Below are 16,204 nucleotides of genomic sequence, written 5' to 3' on the forward strand. Positions count from 1 at the left end.
TCCGGCCCTTATTCGGCCCAGACCAGTACATTTCCGCCCAAATTTTTGGCTTCATAGGTCGCTTTATCAGCGCGGTTCAGCATGACATCGGAAGTATCACCTTCCTTGAGCACTGTTAGCCCACCGCTGATGGTGACCTTGCCGGAAAATTTTTTCTCCACCCGAAGCCTGATCCTGTTGCCGATCTTTTCAAGAGTCTCGGCACGTACTTCAGTCACAATAATACCGAACTCATCCCCCCCGTAACGGCAAGGGAAATCCATTCCGGACCTGAGTTCATTACGCAAAATATCGCCGACGCCCCTAAGCACCTCATCACCGACCTGATGGCCCTCAGTATCATTTACTGTCTTGAAGCCGTCCAGATCAAAAAAAAGCAGGCCCACAGGACGTCCGGTCCGCTTGCTGCGATTGATTTCACGGGCCAGCAGAGTATTGAACTGGGTATGGTTGAAAAGGTCAGTCAAGCCGTCAAACACTGCCTGCCGTTTAAGCCTGTCCTCAAGCCTGCGGATGGCGGTAAGATCACGGGCTACGATCAGACTCTTTTCGCCCGGTCCAGCCAATTTACTGATTACAAACTCAAAAGGACGCCCGGATGTCTCAGTCCTTTTCAAAAGAACTTCAACCACGGTTTTCTCCCGCCCAAACATATCCGGTCCCCAATGGCCGGTATAGGTTTCACTGGGGCTGGCGATTTCAAAAATATTCCGCCCAAGAAAAATCTTGGAAAAACGGGATGATGCATAGGTAATATGTCCCCGTTTATCCACGGTGAGCACCACATCGCGCATGGAATCAACCAGTCCCTCAAGAAAATCTCGTTGTTTGAGAGCCTGAATCTGACTCTCGGACATTTCCCGGATATCCTCCATGACTACCGAAACCAGCTTTTCTCCGCCACGTTCCTGTTTATAGGCTGAGACATAAAGGCAGGCATCACGGGGCATGCCTCCCGTACGCAGGCTGACACAAACAATCTTACTGAAAGATTTTCGGGACTCATCACTGAGAAAAGCAGCCCAGCTTGCTCCCATCCCGGAACCGAGCCCCAGCTTAAAAAGTTCGTTAAAATTCTTTGTACCTGAAATGGATGCACCGCCCAACAGCCGGACCATCTCTTCGTTCATGTCAATGAGATCGCCCTGCGAGTCCAGACTGGCAACACCTAAAGGCAAGGTTTCGAGAATTTCTGCCCGGTCCTCAAGAAGATGCTGTTTAGCGCAGTAATGTTCATAGGCCTGGCCTATGAACCGGAAATAAAGCTTTAAGCTTTTGCGGTCTGCTGCGGGCAGGAGTTTGGGGTCAAAACGAAATCTGCCGAACAGGACATTTCTGCTGAAAATATCCTCAGCATTACCGCTGCCGCGGCGCTGCCATGGTATTTCATCCATAGGGCAATTGCTGACTACAACCTCCAGGTCTTCTCCGTCTGCAACCCGGTAAAATCTGTATTTATCAGTATGCGGAGACTTCAGGGCCAGTTCCCAGCCGGTAATATCCCAGCTGAGTTTCAGATGCCTGCCGATGATCCGGGCGATAGAGTCGACACCACCTTCAGCTGTGAGCAGCTCAAGACTCAGGAAATAGCTGGATTGCAGACTCTTAATGGAATAATTGTAAAAATGGGCATCGCCTCCACTTTCGGATATACCCAATATTTTGAGCATTGACTGAAACTTTGTCCTGCAGACTTCGCGGAATCCTTCAATCGCCTCTTCATCCATATCAAGAGAGCGTTGCAGTTGTACCTCAAACTGGAGAACATTAAATGGAGTGGTGCTGTTGCCCAGTTCCATTTCAGCCCATCTTGTTGCCAGAATCATGGCCTGAGTGGGAGAATCAAAAGAGTCAATTTCATCAAGGGCATGATGATGCTGCAAAGCCGGGCAATCGAGATTGTTCATCTTCCACCGGGTCAGCAGCAGTTGACTGAGCGCGCCGTGGTTCATTCCCCAGATATCATTTTCAGCTTCAGTCTGTCCGGGACTGGAACGGGTAACCGAATCTTTTGAAATTTCATCAGGAAGTTCCCCGGGGGCGGCGCACCGCAAAAAAAGCAGAGAAATATCTTTCAGCAGACAGCAAAGGTATACCTTATCCGCCTGCTCAGGACATATACGGGAAGCTATAAGTTGGGCCGAAATTGCCCCCCAGACTGTCAGCATCCAATCATGATAAACCTTGTAGTCATCGTTTTGCAGATTAGCACAGATATGCTTCTGATAGGTTACTGTGACCGCCAGATTAAGCAGTTCACGGGTCCCCAGTACAACAGCAGCCCGCTTGAAATCCGTAATCTCCTGCGAAAGGCCGTAAAAAGGGGAATTAACAAGATTAAGAATTGTGGTGGAAAGAGCCGGGTCCATGCTGATAATTTTTCCCAGCACAGCGAAATCAGGTTCCGGCTTGCAGGCTTCCTCCATGAGTTGGAGCATGACCGGAGGAAAGCTGAGTTTCATCATCAATCGTGGTGATTCAAGAACATCATCCAGACTCATAGCTACAGCTCCTCTATTTAAATCCCATCTATTTTTTTCGGGTCAAAACAAAATCCGCAGCTTGTTTGAGTACCCGCTTTTCTTCACTTTCAGGCAGCAAATCCAGACAGGTCTTAGCCTTCTCCACATATTCTGCTGCATAGGTTCTGGTTCTATCGCCCAGCCCGTGCTTTCTTATTTCAGCAAGCACCTGATTGCGCTTTGCTTCCGGCAGGGTGCGGTTCTTGATCTCGGCAAGCAACTGCTCTGCCTCTTTTTCTTGTAGCATTTCAAGATAAATAATCAAAGGTAAAGTGATTTTACCTTCCTTGAGGTCTCCGCCTTCAGGTTTTCCCATATCATCCGAAGGGGACTCGTAATCAAGGGCATCGTCAACAAGCTGAAAGGCAATGCCCATATTCAGCCCGAAATCACCGACCGCATCTTCCATGGCCCTGTCATCCGAAGCGAGAATGGCACCCAGACGGCAGGACGTTTCAATCAGACGGGCAGTCTTGCCGATGATAATCTCCATGTATGTATCGCGATCCATGAGCGGTTCGGAAATATGGGCAATCTCAAGAATTTCACCCTCGACAGTTGCCATGATACCGGAGGCTAAAACCGAGCTGATCCGCGGCTTGCCGTAATCCGCGCCAATCCGGTTGGCCAGAGCCAACAGCACGTCGCCGGCGAGAATTGTCTCGGTGGAGCCGAAAACTAGATGTGAAGCCTTTACTCCCCGGCGCAGATCGGCATCATCCAGAATATCGTCATGCAACAAAGTTGCAGCATGAAGAAGTTCCAGAGAACCGGCCAAGGGGTAGAGATCATCTTTCCGGTAGCCCAGCCCTCGAGCGGAAAGGATAGTAAGTACAGGGCGAATTCTCTTGCCGGGAGCAAGCAGAACATGCCTTGCAACATCTTTGACCAATCCCTCAAGTTTCCCGGTTTCCTGCTCCAGAAAACCGTTGATAAGAGGCAATTCCTTTTCAAAATATGTTAATAACTCAATCATCCGCGTATGAATTATCCCGGTTGCGAGAGAACAAGAACAGTTTTTGGAAAATCATTTCATAATCGCCCGGCAGACCCGCCCCAATTCAGCAAGGGCACCGCGCAAATCCCAATCTTTACTGTCTCTTGATCCCACAAGGTTTGAAACAGTCCGCACCTGACATAGCCCCACCCCGACAAGGGCGCACACATACGCAGCCGCAAAACCTTCCATATTTTCTAAATCAGCCCCATACTCTTCAATATATGCAGCAGCCCCTTCAGCCGTAGCCGTTACCCCGCTCACAGTCAATGATACAGCTTCGGGCAGATTCTCAAATCGGTCAAGTCCTGAATCAACAAGACTTTTTCCGAAACAAAGATCAACTTCGTTCCAGACCTGTTTCCCGTCAATCTCCGCGAGACTGAAACCCAGTCCTTTTGGATCGACAAGACCGTCTTTTTTCAGCCCGTATTCGGGCCAGATTTCCCTTTTTACCACGCACGCAGAGCAGAGGGGGAAGTCTTTTGCATTGAATGTCCCGGCAACCCCGGCCAGCAAAACCATGCTTACTTCACTCCCGGCCAGGGCCCGGCCGAGAGCGAAAGCAGTATTGATTACCCCGATTCCGGTTACCAGCAACAGCCCGGGACGATCACCGAACATGAACTCCACAGGCCTGCCCTGCTCCAAAGGAGGAAGTTTGCAGACCCCGCCCAGCGCGGCTTTCATTTCCTTGGCTGTTGCCGTAACAAAAAGAATCGGTTTCAAAAACTAAAGTCTCCAGTGCCTGATGCCTGCTTCTTCAAGTTCTTCACGGTCAAAGAAGCATTTCACATCAATGATCAGGGCGTTCTCAGGATCTCTGAACCAGCTCTTGATGGTATCAAGGCTGAGTTCACGGTATTTATCATGAGAGACAGCCAGCACGAGGGCTTCAAGCTCCTTGAATTCATCAAAGGAAGAAGTCTTGATGTTGTATTCTTCAACAGCTTCTTCAGGATCGGCATAGGCATCGTGAACAAGCACGTCCACACCGAAAGAGCGCAGCTCATCAATAACATCAACAACCTTGGTGTTGCGCAGATCGGGAACGTTTTCTTTAAAGGTCAGACCGAGGATACCGACCTTGGCTCCTTTCACTCTGCTGTCACCGTTGATCATCTGTTTGACAGTGGTGTCAGCTATAAATTTTCCTACTGAGTCATTGATCTTACGTCCGGCAAGAATGACCTGAGGATGATGGCCGATCTCCTCCGCCTTGGTGGTCAGGTAGTAAGGGTCGACACCGATGCAGTGTCCACCGACCAGGCCGGGGCGGAAAGGCAGGAAGTTCCATTTGGTACCCGAGGCTTCCAGCACGTCAAGAGTATCGATGCCCATCTTATCAAAGATCATGGAAAGCTCATTCATGAGCGCGATATTCAGATCTCGCTGGGTATTTTCAATAACTTTGGCTGATTCTGCAACCTTGATGCTGGAGGCACGGTGGGTTCCGGCTGTGATAATGGAAGAATAAAGATTATCAAGCAGTTCGACAACCTCGTCATCATTGCCGGCAACGACTTTGACTATAGTCTGCAGGGTATGTTCACGATCACCGGGGTTGATACGCTCGGGAGAGTAACCTACACCGAAATCTTCCCCATATTTAAGACCGGATTTTCCCTCTAAGATGGGTACGCAAATATCCTCGGTCAGTCCGGGATAAACTGTTGATTCATACACCACCACAGAACCTGCTGCCATATTTTCACCGACCATGGTGGAAGCGCTAACGACAGGACGAAGGTCCGGATTACGGGCTTCGTCAATAGGAGTGGGGACAGCAACGATGATAAACCCGCATTCCTTGATTCGGGAAGCATCTGTGCTGAATTCCACATAGTTGTGAAAATCATTTTCCAGCACTTCATTGGTTCGATCGTAGCCTTCGCTCAGTTCCTTTATGCGCTGGGCTGAAATATCAATCCCCAGCACCTTAAACTTTCGGCCAAGGGCAACTGCAAGAGGCAGGCCCACATAACCAAGGCCGACCACCGCAACTGTTGTTTTCTTTTCTTCAATGTCAGAGAATTTAATCATAACCTGTTGTCCTTTATTTCTTGGATAACAAAATAAACCCTTAAGAAACTTACATATAATTCAGGCCTTAAAATTTAATAGAGCAACTCAGCTCCGAAGGGGGTAGACAGAATCAACCGGCGCATATACATAGCAACTATTATGCATATCGATTGGTCCTTTCTACTGTCCGCCCTTGGTCTGGCCTTCATTATTGAAGGGATTCCTTATTTTGTTTTTTCTGAGCGCATGCCCAGAATTCTTATTTCTATTATTGAGCGCGGTCCGCGTCAGCTACGCATACTCGGACTCATCGCCATGATTTTCGGCCTGCTGCTGATCTCTTTCGGCCAGTCACTGTCAGACCTCTAGCCCTGCTACTCTCCGGTTTTCTCAGCCACATGGATGTATACAATCCCTGAAAGCAGGGGAATAAACATCACACGACCGAAACCAGACTCACGCAATTCCTCTGCCAGAGCCTGTTCATTCGGGAAAGCGCGGATGGTGTCCGCCAGATAAGAATAAGCCCCGGAATCACCAGAAACAACCTTACCCAACAGGGGCAAAACCTTGTTGAGGTAAAAATTATAAACACCTTTCCAGATTTTTTTGCTTCCGGACCCGAATTCCAAAATACAAAATCTTGCACCGGGCTTAAGGGTGCGCAAAACTTCCTTATAGCAAGCCTCGCGCGGAAGGATGTTCCTGATGCCGAAAGAAATAGTAGCCCCGTCAAGGCAATTATCCGGGAGAGGCAGCACTCTGCCGTCAGCCTGAACAGACGCAATACTTGCGCTGCGGACAGCATGTTTGCCCTCCAGCTTTTTCGCCTTACCGCAAGCCAGCATCTGATGGGTAAAGTCCATAGCCAGAACTTTCACATCCGGGTACTGACGCAACAGTTCAACGGAAACATCAAGAGTTCCGGCAGCGAGATCAAGCACCTGCCCGTCTTTGCCCGGACGAACCAGCTTAACCAGACGGTAGCGCCAATAAATATCCTGACCGGCACTTAAAAAATGGTTTAGGAAATCATACCACCCGGCAATTCTTCCGAACATGTCCCGGACCTTTTTGCCGTGCTCCTGATGTGATACCTGCGCCATTTACTGAGCATCTCCCTTGCCGTCAGCGGCAAGCTTCTCTTCCTGCTCCATGACAGAGGCAACAACATCAGCATGAATAGCGCTGAAGTGTTCAGAAAAATTGGAAGGAGAAATTCTTCCAACTTCAATAAATTTAACTACTATTTCCTTGGCAACCTGCAAAGCCTGCTTCTGAATTTTATCCATGGTATATATCCTTGATTAGGCTTGAAAAACCCCGCCCGGTGGGAAATGGCCACGACCTCCACAGGTAGGGCGCCGGGCGGGTAAAAAGAAGAAAACCTGTTAAGCACCCTTCTTTTGTGAGGCTCTTTAGCATGAGACCTCCAAATAGTCGACCTGCTTTTTTTGCATACATCCGGCGTCCGAAAGGACTCCCTTACCCAAAAAACTTGTATCAGGGCTTCCGCGCCGGGAAATTTGCAACCGGGACAGCGTTTATTTCTTTTACCTAACCCAATGTGTATAAATAAATCGGCCCGGTGAACATTTCGTCCACCGGACCTATCTTTGAGATCATTTGATAACGATATAATTATTCTTCAAGTTCACGGGCCAATGCCGCAATCTCTTCACGAATAATCCGTGCAGCTTCTGCAGGAACAGCCCGCTCAAGCTTCTCCGCAAGAAGCTCTTCCACCGATGCTTTGAAAGATTCTTCGAGCTCGTTCTTCATACTCTCTATTCTTTCCATCAAACGCGGAGCAAGATAATCTTCGATATCTTCTGTCAGACGACCTTTAACACGGTAGAAAGCCGGGGAGTCCGGATCCAATTCTTTCTCAAGGGCCTTGCTGACAACATCCTCAACATCCGGCAGCGAATTAATTTTTTCTTCGAGTTCATTGAGTCGAGGAGCAAGATCCGGCAATTCGCCAAGCCTGGTTTCAATCGCGGCAATACGCGGATCATGGTCAGGAATCTCGTCCAAACGGGATTCAACTGCGGTAATACGAGGATCATGGTCAGGAATCTCGTCCAAACGGGATTCAACTGCGGTAATACGAGGATCATGGTCAGGAATCTCATCCAAACGGGATTCAACTGCAGTAATACGAGGATCATGGTCAGGAATCTCATCCAAACGGGATTCGACGGCAGCGATACGAGGATCATGGTCAGGAATCTCGTCCAAACGGGATTCGACGGCAGCGATACGAGGCTCAAGCTCAGGGCCGGCATCAAGTTTGGCTTCTATGGAGGCAATGCGATCCTCTGCGTCTGCTCGGACTTCACGCAGTCCCAGCTGTACCTGATCCGCAACCTTGTCTCCAACTTCATCCGCTGCAGCGGCTGCAATAGCTACCACTGCCGCAGAATCGGGCCTCAAAGCTTCACTGAGCTGCTGACTTACGGCACTCTCGACCCCAGCCCCCTGCATGACTTTTTCCTCAAGCAGACGCATGTTTTCCGCGAAAGCGGACATACTGGATTCAAGATTGTCCACCCGGGCAATACGCTCAGTAGCGGATTCTAGGTCCTGTTCAAGAACAGCTATACGTTCTGTCGCATCACCCAGAGAAATTTCAAGAGCTTCGGCCCGCTTTGCAGCAGCGGCAGCTCTTTCTTCAAGTTCTTCAATGATTGCGGCCTGCTCTCCGGCAACAATCTGACCTTCAGCTTCGTCACTCTCAAGATCGGCTTCAAGATCTGAAAAATCTATTTCGGTGTCTTCAAGCAATTCACCGAGATCGAGGTCATCATCCTCAATGTCAAACTCTTCATCATCAACCAGTTCAAGGTCGGCACCAAGATCAACATCCCCGGCCACAAGATCGGCTCCGGCAGCTTCGCTTTCATCAGGAAGAACAGCCGCAACGGCAGGCTCCTCAATTACAGGTTCAAGAACTTCCGGTTCGGCAATTTCCACTTCTGCAGAAGGCTCGGCTTCAAGAGCAACCTCATCTAAAAGTTCCAGACCCTCTTCATGAAGCTCGACAACCTCTTCCTGTTCATCAGCAAGAAGTCCCTCAATATCCTCATCAGCAAGAATGTCTTCACCAAATCCGCCGAGATCAACATCATCCTCGACTTCGCCGAGCAACCCGTCAAGTTCGTCTTCTTCACTGCCGGAAGCTTCTTCAAGCAGGGAGTCTAAATCCTCTACAGCCGCATCATCTTCGAACAGGGAGTCCACATCCCCTACATCATCCGCAGCGACGGTCGCGTCTCCTCCGAGATCATCAATCAGGCCGTCAAGTCCGTCTGCGTCAAGCTCACCGTCTCCAACACCGTCAGCGGCAAGGATTTCCGCTTCGCCGAGATCAAAATCAATATCATCAGCCGGACCAGCTTCAACAACGGGCTCTTCCGCCGGGGATTCAAAAATTTCTGTTGCCTCTTCAGCAACTTCGCCGAGATCAAGCACATCATCGGCTTCTTCAACAATGTCATCAAGTTCAAGAACGTCACCACCGGAAACGTCTTCAACCACATCGTCAAGGACAAGGGCTTCTTCACCGGCGTCCTCGATAATGTCATCAAGTTCAAGAACATCATCACCGGCCTCAACAACATCGTCGAGTTCGATCAAATCATCACCGGAAGCTTCTTCTACAACATCGTCAAGTACAAGAAGATCATCCCCCCCATCTTCAACGACATCATCAAGCACAAGAAGATCGTCTGAATCGTCCATAGTCAATTCAGGCTCTTCAAGTTCAAGGTCTTCAGAAAAAAGGTCTTCAAGTTCCTGCTCAAAGCTGGCATCAACCTCTTCAGCAACATCATTAAGGTCGAGAACCTCTTCCGCGCCTTTATTTTCCGGTGAATCCGGGGTCATAGACTACCCTCTTAAAAATTTTGAAAAAAGGGGGCAGGCAGCCCCCTTTTAATTACAATCAAGAAAACTTATTTTTTCTTGGGATGGCAGTCGCCACACTTGGTGGGGCCGGTTGCCTTTTTAGCTTTCTTCATAGCCTTGTGGCAACCCACACAGCTTGTGTCTGCCTTGGCATGGAAAGCGGAGTAAAAGGAAGTAGGTTTCTTCTTACCCTCTTTGCTGGTGTCTGAGTGACAACCTTCAACAGAGCAATTCTTGATTTCGCCTTTACCATCCCACTTGTGGTGACACTTTGCACAGTCGAGAGCTGTGTGTCCCTTGTGAGAGAAAGCCACAGGTGATTTGGTCATTTTGGCACCGGCAGGTGCTTTCAGAACCATGTCACCGGGAGCATCAACAGCGTACAGGCTGGGAAGTGCGAAAACACAAACCAGAGCAGCTGTTACCATGCTGATAAGCAGGGTCTTTTTCATCCTCAGTTCCTCCTTAGAATAACGTTAACCTAATTACAGTCTTCTTGTGGATTTAATTTAGATAAAAAACCATGTCAAGCACGGTATAAAAATCCACTGATTAAAATTAGCGGTATCAAATAGTTATCCCGCGCTGAATCAGATGTCATACTTATTAGCGTAACCTCTTGGGGTAAGCATTTTTCCAGCCACCTCCCGCGTAGATGAATTACCAACAATAAGAACTGTTTGCATATCAACATCATTTACATCAAGAGTATCCAGAGTAACCACCTTTACCTTCTGCCCTTCGCGGTAAGCCCGATTGACAATGCCCAACGGGGTATTTCCGGATCTAAATTTTCTCAAAATTTCAACAGCTTCCCCAAGATGCCCGGCCCTTTTCCTAGATCTAGGATTGTAGATTGCAATCACAAAATCAGCAGAGGCTGCAGCTTCCAGCCTTTTTTCAATCTTTTCCCACGGGGTAAGCAGGTCGCTCAGGCTTACAGAAGCAAAATCGTGCATCAATGGTGCGCCGAGCAGGGCCGCAGCCGCAGTAAAAGCCGGAATTCCCGGCACTACTTCAAAGCTTATTTTATCGAACAGATCTTCAGCTTCAAGCAATTCCATAACCAGCCCGGCCATGGCATAAATTCCGGGATCACCGCTACAGACCATGACCACGTTGCGGCCTGCCACGGATGCTTCTACAGCTTTACGGCAACGCTCAACCTCAGCCATCATCCCTGTAGAAAGGACTTCCCGGCCCTCCAGCAATTCCTGCGGAATCAGCTTTACATACCCGGTATAGCCGACGACCGCATCCGCATCCTTAATAGCCTGCAGTGCCTGCGGAGCCAGCAACTTCATGTCTCCGGGTCCGAGCCCGATTACTTTTAAACAACCTTTTTTCATATTTTCTTCGCTATTGCCGCAGTCACCCGCGCACTTTTGGTCTTGGGAACCAGAACCTGTTTAGCATCTGCCAGCATCATTGCCGCCGCTTCACACACGCCGCCGACTCCCATATGTTTCATCACCATGCCCGAAGGATTGGCGACTTCAATCTCATCAAGCTCCGCTGCACTAAAAAATTTTACGTCCAGACCTAAAATTTCCGCTGCTTCAAGCAATCCCTTTTCATCGCTTTTCGCATCAATCGACCCCATGCAAAACATCGATTCAAAAGCAATGCCATTATCCGCAACAACACTGCGAACAAGCTCTAAAATCTCATCCGCAGGAACTCCGCGCCGACACCCCACCCCAAGGCTAAGGCAACGAGGATAAAGGGGTAAAACCCGTTCCGGCAGATTATGTACACTCCAGTCCACAACAATACCGCAACGAAACCGGGACAACACCTCAAAATCATCCACCATCATAAAATAATCACTGTAAACGGATAAGTCCAAAAAACGGTCAGGATCATAAACCGGAACCTTCTCGCCATCCAGTATTGCAGCATTGATATGTTTTATTAAACCGATATTTCCAATGGTCAAACCCTGATCACGGGCAATCAAATCAATAGAAGGGACTCCCGCACAATCAGTTGCAGTGGTAATCACCGGAACAGCGCCTGTTTTATCCCCTATCAGCCGGGCAAGTTCATTAGCCCCGCCCAGATGTCCGGAAACCAGACTGATGGCAAACGCTCCTTCCTGATCAACAACAACCACAGCCGGGTCCACATCCTTGCTTTTTAGGAGAGGCGCTATCATGCGCACCACAATCCCCGAGGCAGCAACAAAAATATGGCTCTCGTATTTGGAAAAACTATCCGCAACTGTTTCCTTGAGGGAAGTAAAAGGGATGTCTGTTTCTACGGCGTAGCGATCCAGAACGTAGCAGTCAACCCGCAACGAATCTGCAAGCCTGTGGGCTGTCTCTGTGCCCTTGGCGGTTAAAGCATATATAGCAATATGATTTTCCATGGGGAATCCCATAGTAACAAAAACGGGAGGAGTTTCCTCCCCCCGTCCAAATGAAACCGAATAAAAGTTTTTGGGATTCTTAAACCCTTTTGCAAAAGGGTTTAAGGCCACCGGCAGGTTCGCCGAAGGCATCCCCAGCCGCCGGAGGCTTCTTAGCCTTTAAAGCTTTTAACAGCTTCCAGAGTGGCTTCGTAGTCTGCTTCGCTGTGTGCGAAAGAGGTAAAAGTACACTCAAAGCTGGAAGGTGCAAGGTTTACTCCGTTCTCACGCATGTGGCGATAGAACTTGGAATAAAGTTCAGCATCTCCTGTTTTTGCGGATTCAAAATCAGTTACTTCCTGATCAGTGAAGAACAGTGTGAAAATAGAAGCAATATGATTAAGGCTGATTTTGAAACCGTTGGCTTCGAGTGCAGCCTTCATGTCCTGCGCAAGTTTGAGGGTGCGGGCTTCAAGAGCATTGTAATCCTGCTTCTGCAGTGCGCGCAGGGTTGCAACACCGGCTGCCATGGCCACCGGATTCCCTGAAAGGGTCCCGGCCTGATAAACATCGCCACAGGGAGAAATGCGGCTCATGTATTCTTTTTTACCGCCGTAGCAGCCAACGGGAAAACCGCCGCCGATAATCTTACCGAGAGTGGTCAGGTCCGGAGTAATATTGAAGCGGGGACCGACACCGCCTGATGTTACGCGGAATCCGGTAATAACTTCATCAAAAATCAGCAACGCGCCATGCTCGTCACAAAGAGCACGCAGCCCTTCAAGAAATCCTTCCTTGGGCAGAACGAGTCCCATGTTACCGGCAACAGGCTCAACAATGATAGCCGCGATGTTTTTACCTTCTTTTTCAAAGACGGATTTTACTGCATCAAGGTCGTTGTATGGAGCAAGCAGGGTATCCTTTACGGTACCTTCGGGAACACCGGGAGTGCCGGGGATGGAAAAAGTAGCCAGACCGGAACCTGCGCTGGCCAGAAAACAATCGCTGTGACCATGATAGCAGCCTTCAAACTTAAGAACCTTGTCACGCCCGGTAACCCCACGGGCAAGACGCAGTGCGGACATGGTAGCTTCGGTGCCGGAGTTGACCATACGCACCATCTCGATGGAGGGAACCATTTTGATAATTTCTTCGGCCAGTTCGATTTCGCCGGGACAAGGAGCACCATAGCTTGCGCCCATATCGACAGCTTTATGAGCTGCTTCTTTGATTGCATCATAGCCGTGACCGAGCATCATCGGCCCCCAGCTCATTACATAGTCGATAAGTTCCTGCCCATCCACGGACCACATGCGGCTGCCTTCAGCCTTTTCGATAAACAAGGGATCGCAGCCGACGGATTTGCAGGCGCGAACAGGGCTGTTAACGCCGCCGGGCAGCAGTTCCTGTGCCTTATTAAAAAGTTCAGATGATGAAGTCATGAAAAACTCCTTACGAAATTTGATGCGCTTCGCGCTTTTGATAAAAAGATTTTGCCTCCGGCGGCTTAAACCATTTTTGAAAAAAAGGTTTAAGAATCCCAAAAACATTTAATAGGGCTTCGCCGGGAAAACATTACGGTATGCGGGGGGAATTGAGTTCATGCCCCGTGTAAAATCTATTTCTGTTCAAAGTAGACCATGGAGGTCTTTTTCAACTCTTTGAGACTGCGCAGGATGCAATGATCGGTGATCCCGGTCTGTTCCATGAGTTCAGCAACCACGTTTTTACAATCATCCGGCCCTTTACCATGGATCATTGTATAAAGATTGTAGGGCCAATCCTCATAAATAAGACGCAGGTAACAATGGCTGATTTCAGGACGTGCGGCCATGAATTCGCCTACTTTTTCCGGTTCCTGCTCTTCAGTCACCCGCCACGCAACCATGGCATTTGCGCCGTATCCAGCCTTCTGGTGCCTGAGGGTCGCGCCGAAACGGCGGATAATTTTATCGTCTTTCAGACGGCTCAACAGGTCCAGAACTTCCTGTTCGGAACAACCGACCTGTTCCGCAATATCTGCGTAAGGAGTCGCACTACAGGAAAGATTGGTTCCCGCCAGTGCCAGAATATTATGTTCAATTTCAGTAAATTTTTTCGCCATATCCCATCCTTGGTATTTTCTTTGGTCTGCTTGTGATAACCGCATATTGCTTCATCCTCAAGTGTTGAGGGTGAAATATTTATTTTGGCTGTTCCTCCCGATTAAGGCACTTTTTTTGACTTAACTCTTGGATTAAAAACCCCAAACATGCAATATTACAATAGTGCAATCTTTTTATTTTCAATCAAGGAGGAATGATTGATCTGATTTGATTAGTGGAATGGAGACATTAGGGATAACTCCTAACAGCATGGAGGTGACTGAACAATGCCGGTAACCCCTAAAAAGAACGGGGAAGGCGGATTCAGTCGCAGATGGCGTTGGGGAGTTGTATCGGGACTCTTGATTGCGGTGGTTATGGTTCTTACGTCAGGTTACATGGTAAATTTGAAATCTGATTCAGGACAATTCTTCAATAGCCTGCGCCAAAATTTGATCTGCAGCATCAAGCACATCTACAATTTCCTGTTTTGCGGCATTCTCCAGATGTATTCCACAAGACACGGAGACAGAACAGTTGAAGACGGTTGCCAGCACATGCGCAATTTTGCGGGCCAGTTCATCTTCCTTATGCCCGGTAACGGTCAATACGGAAACCGAAGCATCCAATTTTTCACTGTCCCGCAGCCCGGCGTGAGGCACAGCCAAAGCCACTGCCCCTATATGAGGTCCGTCTCCACCGTAGAGACTGACATTTAAATCTTTGCCCATGCGTTCAATTGCCATGGTCAGGGCAAAGCGGGGAGTTGTTTTTTCAATACGGATCATAAAGCTGTCCTTGCAAAAAATTCTCAAAGCAACATGAGAATATACAGGTCTAATCATCCATGCAATTTTTCTTTTTCACTATCGCTAACCCCCTTTCATTTTTGAACAGGTTGCCAAATTTTTATGTGAGAGGTAACTTGAACGCGATATTAAATTCACGCTGAAAAGAAATTTTAAGGAGATCATATATGAAAATTGCAGTGATCGGAGCTGGAGCATGGGGAACAACTCTGGCCAATACTTTAGCCAAAAAAGGCCTCGACACCTACCTCTGGGTTCGCGAAAAAGAGCTTAGCGACGAAATAAACAAAACCGGATACAACAGTGTTTTTCTGCCTGATTTCAAACTTTCCGAAAATCTTAAAGCCAGCAGTGACGCCGAGGAAGTCATTACCGGAGCCGACTATTACGTACTTGTAGTCCCCAGCCAGTTTCTACGCAGTGCCCTCATAGAAATGAAACGGTACTTCCCTGAGAACCCGGCGGTTATCTGCGCCAGCAAGGGAATCGAGCTCAATACCGGGGCCCCCATGTCACAGGTGGTCAATGAGGCTCTGGAAGGATTGAATCCAAGATTCGCACATCTTTCCGGTCCGACCTTCGCATATGAGTTGAGTTCAGAGCTTCCCACCTCCATTGTACTTGGTTGCGAGGATGAAAAACTGGCTGCCGAAGTACAGGATTTTTTCTCGACACCTTACTTAAGAATATACACCAATCCTGATTACCGGGGAGTTGAAATCGGGGGAGCCATAAAAAATATCATGGCCATTGCCGCAGGTATGGCCGACGGACTTAAATTCGGGCATAATACCCGTGCGGCCCTGATCACCCGCGGCATTGCCGAAATGAGCAGGCTGGGCAAAGCCATGGGTGCGCAAGCATCAACCTTCATGGGGCTTTCCGGCATGGGTGATCTTGTACTGACCTGCACAGGTGATCTTTCCCGAAACCGGCAGGTAGGTATCAAACTCGGGCAAGGGCTGAAACTGAGCGAAATCCTGAAAATGCGTATGGTGGCAGAAGGAGTAAAAACAACGGAATCAGTCCATCTACTTGCAAAAAAACTTGGAGTTGAGCTACCTATAACCGAACAGGTTTACAAAATTCTCTATGAAGACAAAGACCCCGCCACAGCGGTACGCGACCTGATGAACCGTGACCTCAAGGCGGAGTAATTTTTAAAGGAGCACCTGATGAAGAAATTATTGCTGCTTTCTGCGGCCCTGCTCATGCTCGGCGGCTGCGGATCATGGCACAACCCGAACATTGCCGATCCGCTTAAAGAAAAGGAAATATTTAAGCAGGACAGCGAATTCTGCGAAAACATGGACAACCAGAATGTTCCGGTGGGAGCACAAACCGACGGGGAACCGCCAGAACCTACCACCTACGAAGCTGAGTTTTCTGAAAACTACGCTTATGAAACAACTTTTGAAAAATGCATGCATAAGCGCGGCTGGGTAAAAAAATAAAAATGAAGTCCCTCTTCAATAGTACGAAGAGGGACTTTATAAACTAGACTTTAA

General features: G+C 48.6%; 16 protein-coding genes. 3 read left to right on the forward strand and 13 right to left on the reverse strand.

Annotation, left to right across the window (positions count from 1 at the left end):
• Nucleotides 1-8: 8 nt before the first annotated feature.
• The 4 genes from ACKU41_RS08190 to ACKU41_RS08205 are packed head-to-tail and all read right to left on the reverse strand — an operon-like array spanning nucleotide 9 to nucleotide 5,562.
• Nucleotides 9-2,501, reverse strand: coding sequence for an HDOD domain-containing protein (locus tag ACKU41_RS08190; protein ID WP_321404993.1), 2,493 nt, complete (start codon nucleotides 2,499-2,501; stop codon nucleotides 9-11).
• Between the two features lie 28 nt (nucleotides 2,502-2,529).
• Nucleotides 2,530-3,498: a polyprenyl synthetase family protein gene (locus tag ACKU41_RS08195; protein ID WP_319780918.1), complete on the reverse strand. Its 969-nt coding sequence runs from the start codon at nucleotides 3,496-3,498 to the stop codon at nucleotides 2,530-2,532.
• A gap of 51 nt (nucleotides 3,499-3,549) precedes the next feature.
• The gene (gene mqnB / locus ACKU41_RS08200) at nucleotides 3,550-4,248 is read right to left on the reverse strand and encodes a futalosine hydrolase (protein ID WP_319780919.1); all 699 of its coding nucleotides are present in this window, start codon (nucleotides 4,246-4,248) and stop codon (nucleotides 3,550-3,552) included.
• Between the two features lie 3 nt (nucleotides 4,249-4,251).
• Nucleotides 4,252-5,562 carry a nucleotide sugar dehydrogenase gene (locus ACKU41_RS08205; RefSeq protein WP_321404994.1) on the reverse strand — a complete coding sequence of 437 codons (1,311 nt, stop codon included), beginning with the start codon at nucleotides 5,560-5,562 and terminating at the stop codon, nucleotides 4,252-4,254.
• A 141-nt stretch (nucleotides 5,563-5,703) separates the two neighbouring features.
• On the opposite strand from ACKU41_RS08205, the gene ACKU41_RS08210 reads away from it, so the two are divergent.
• Nucleotides 5,704-5,913, forward strand: a complete 210-nt coding sequence (locus ACKU41_RS08210; protein ID WP_319780921.1) for a DUF2065 domain-containing protein — start codon at nucleotides 5,704-5,706, stop codon at nucleotides 5,911-5,913.
• A gap of 5 nt (nucleotides 5,914-5,918) precedes the next feature.
• On the opposite strand, the gene ACKU41_RS08215 is transcribed toward ACKU41_RS08210, so the two are convergent.
• The 9 genes from ACKU41_RS08215 to ACKU41_RS08255 all read right to left on the reverse strand — a co-directional run bounded on the left by ACKU41_RS08215 (nucleotide 5,919) and on the right by ACKU41_RS08255 (nucleotide 14,675).
• Nucleotides 5,919-6,650, reverse strand: coding sequence for a ubiquinone/menaquinone biosynthesis methyltransferase (locus ACKU41_RS08215; protein ID WP_319780922.1), 732 nt, complete (start codon nucleotides 6,648-6,650; stop codon nucleotides 5,919-5,921).
• Complete coding sequence (locus ACKU41_RS08220; RefSeq protein ID WP_319780923.1) at nucleotides 6,651-6,836, reverse strand: hypothetical protein; 186 nt, start codon at nucleotides 6,834-6,836, stop codon at nucleotides 6,651-6,653.
• A 349-nt stretch (nucleotides 6,837-7,185) separates the two neighbouring features.
• A complete protein-coding gene (locus ACKU41_RS08225) occupies nucleotides 7,186-9,432 on the reverse strand; it encodes a hypothetical protein (RefSeq protein ID WP_321404995.1) in 2,247 nt (748 codons plus the stop codon).
• 68 nt (nucleotides 9,433-9,500) lie between these two features.
• Nucleotides 9,501-9,905, reverse strand: coding sequence for a cytochrome c3 family protein (locus ACKU41_RS08230; RefSeq protein ID WP_321404996.1), 405 nt, complete (start codon nucleotides 9,903-9,905; stop codon nucleotides 9,501-9,503).
• Nucleotides 9,906-10,043: 138 nt separating this feature from the next.
• Nucleotides 10,044-10,802, reverse strand: a complete 759-nt coding sequence (gene cobJ / locus ACKU41_RS08235; protein ID WP_321404997.1) for a precorrin-3B C(17)-methyltransferase — start codon at nucleotides 10,800-10,802, stop codon at nucleotides 10,044-10,046.
• Nucleotides 10,799-11,824: a cobalamin biosynthesis protein gene (locus tag ACKU41_RS08240; protein WP_321404998.1), complete on the reverse strand. Its 1,026-nt coding sequence runs from the start codon at nucleotides 11,822-11,824 to the stop codon at nucleotides 10,799-10,801. Before ACKU41_RS08240 ends, cobJ begins: the two co-directional genes overlap by 4 nt.
• 152 nt (nucleotides 11,825-11,976) lie before the next feature.
• Complete coding sequence (gene hemL, locus ACKU41_RS08245; RefSeq protein ID WP_319780928.1) at nucleotides 11,977-13,245, reverse strand: glutamate-1-semialdehyde 2,1-aminomutase; 1,269 nt, start codon at nucleotides 13,243-13,245, stop codon at nucleotides 11,977-11,979.
• 176 nt (nucleotides 13,246-13,421) lie between these two features.
• The gene (locus tag ACKU41_RS08250; RefSeq protein ID WP_321404999.1) at nucleotides 13,422-13,907 is read right to left on the reverse strand and encodes an Lrp/AsnC family transcriptional regulator; all 486 of its coding nucleotides are present in this window, start codon (nucleotides 13,905-13,907) and stop codon (nucleotides 13,422-13,424) included.
• A gap of 399 nt (nucleotides 13,908-14,306) precedes the next feature.
• Complete coding sequence (locus tag ACKU41_RS08255) at nucleotides 14,307-14,675, reverse strand: hypothetical protein (protein WP_321405000.1); 369 nt, start codon at nucleotides 14,673-14,675, stop codon at nucleotides 14,307-14,309.
• Between the two features lie 188 nt (nucleotides 14,676-14,863).
• Here ACKU41_RS08255 and ACKU41_RS08260 point away from each other — a divergent pair, with 188 nt between their 5' ends.
• The gene (locus ACKU41_RS08260) at nucleotides 14,864-15,853 is read left to right on the forward strand and encodes an NAD(P)H-dependent glycerol-3-phosphate dehydrogenase (RefSeq protein ID WP_319780931.1); all 990 of its coding nucleotides are present in this window, start codon (nucleotides 14,864-14,866) and stop codon (nucleotides 15,851-15,853) included.
• An 18-nt stretch (nucleotides 15,854-15,871) separates the two neighbouring features.
• On the forward strand, nucleotides 15,872-16,150 hold the full coding sequence (locus tag ACKU41_RS08265; protein ID WP_319780932.1) for a hypothetical protein: 279 nt from the start codon (nucleotides 15,872-15,874) through the stop codon (nucleotides 16,148-16,150).
• The last annotated feature ends 54 nt before the right edge of the window (nucleotides 16,151-16,204 follow it).

The organism is Maridesulfovibrio sp. (genome assembly GCF_963678865.1).
Taxonomy (GTDB): Bacteria; Desulfobacterota; Desulfovibrionia; order Desulfovibrionales; family Desulfovibrionaceae; genus Maridesulfovibrio.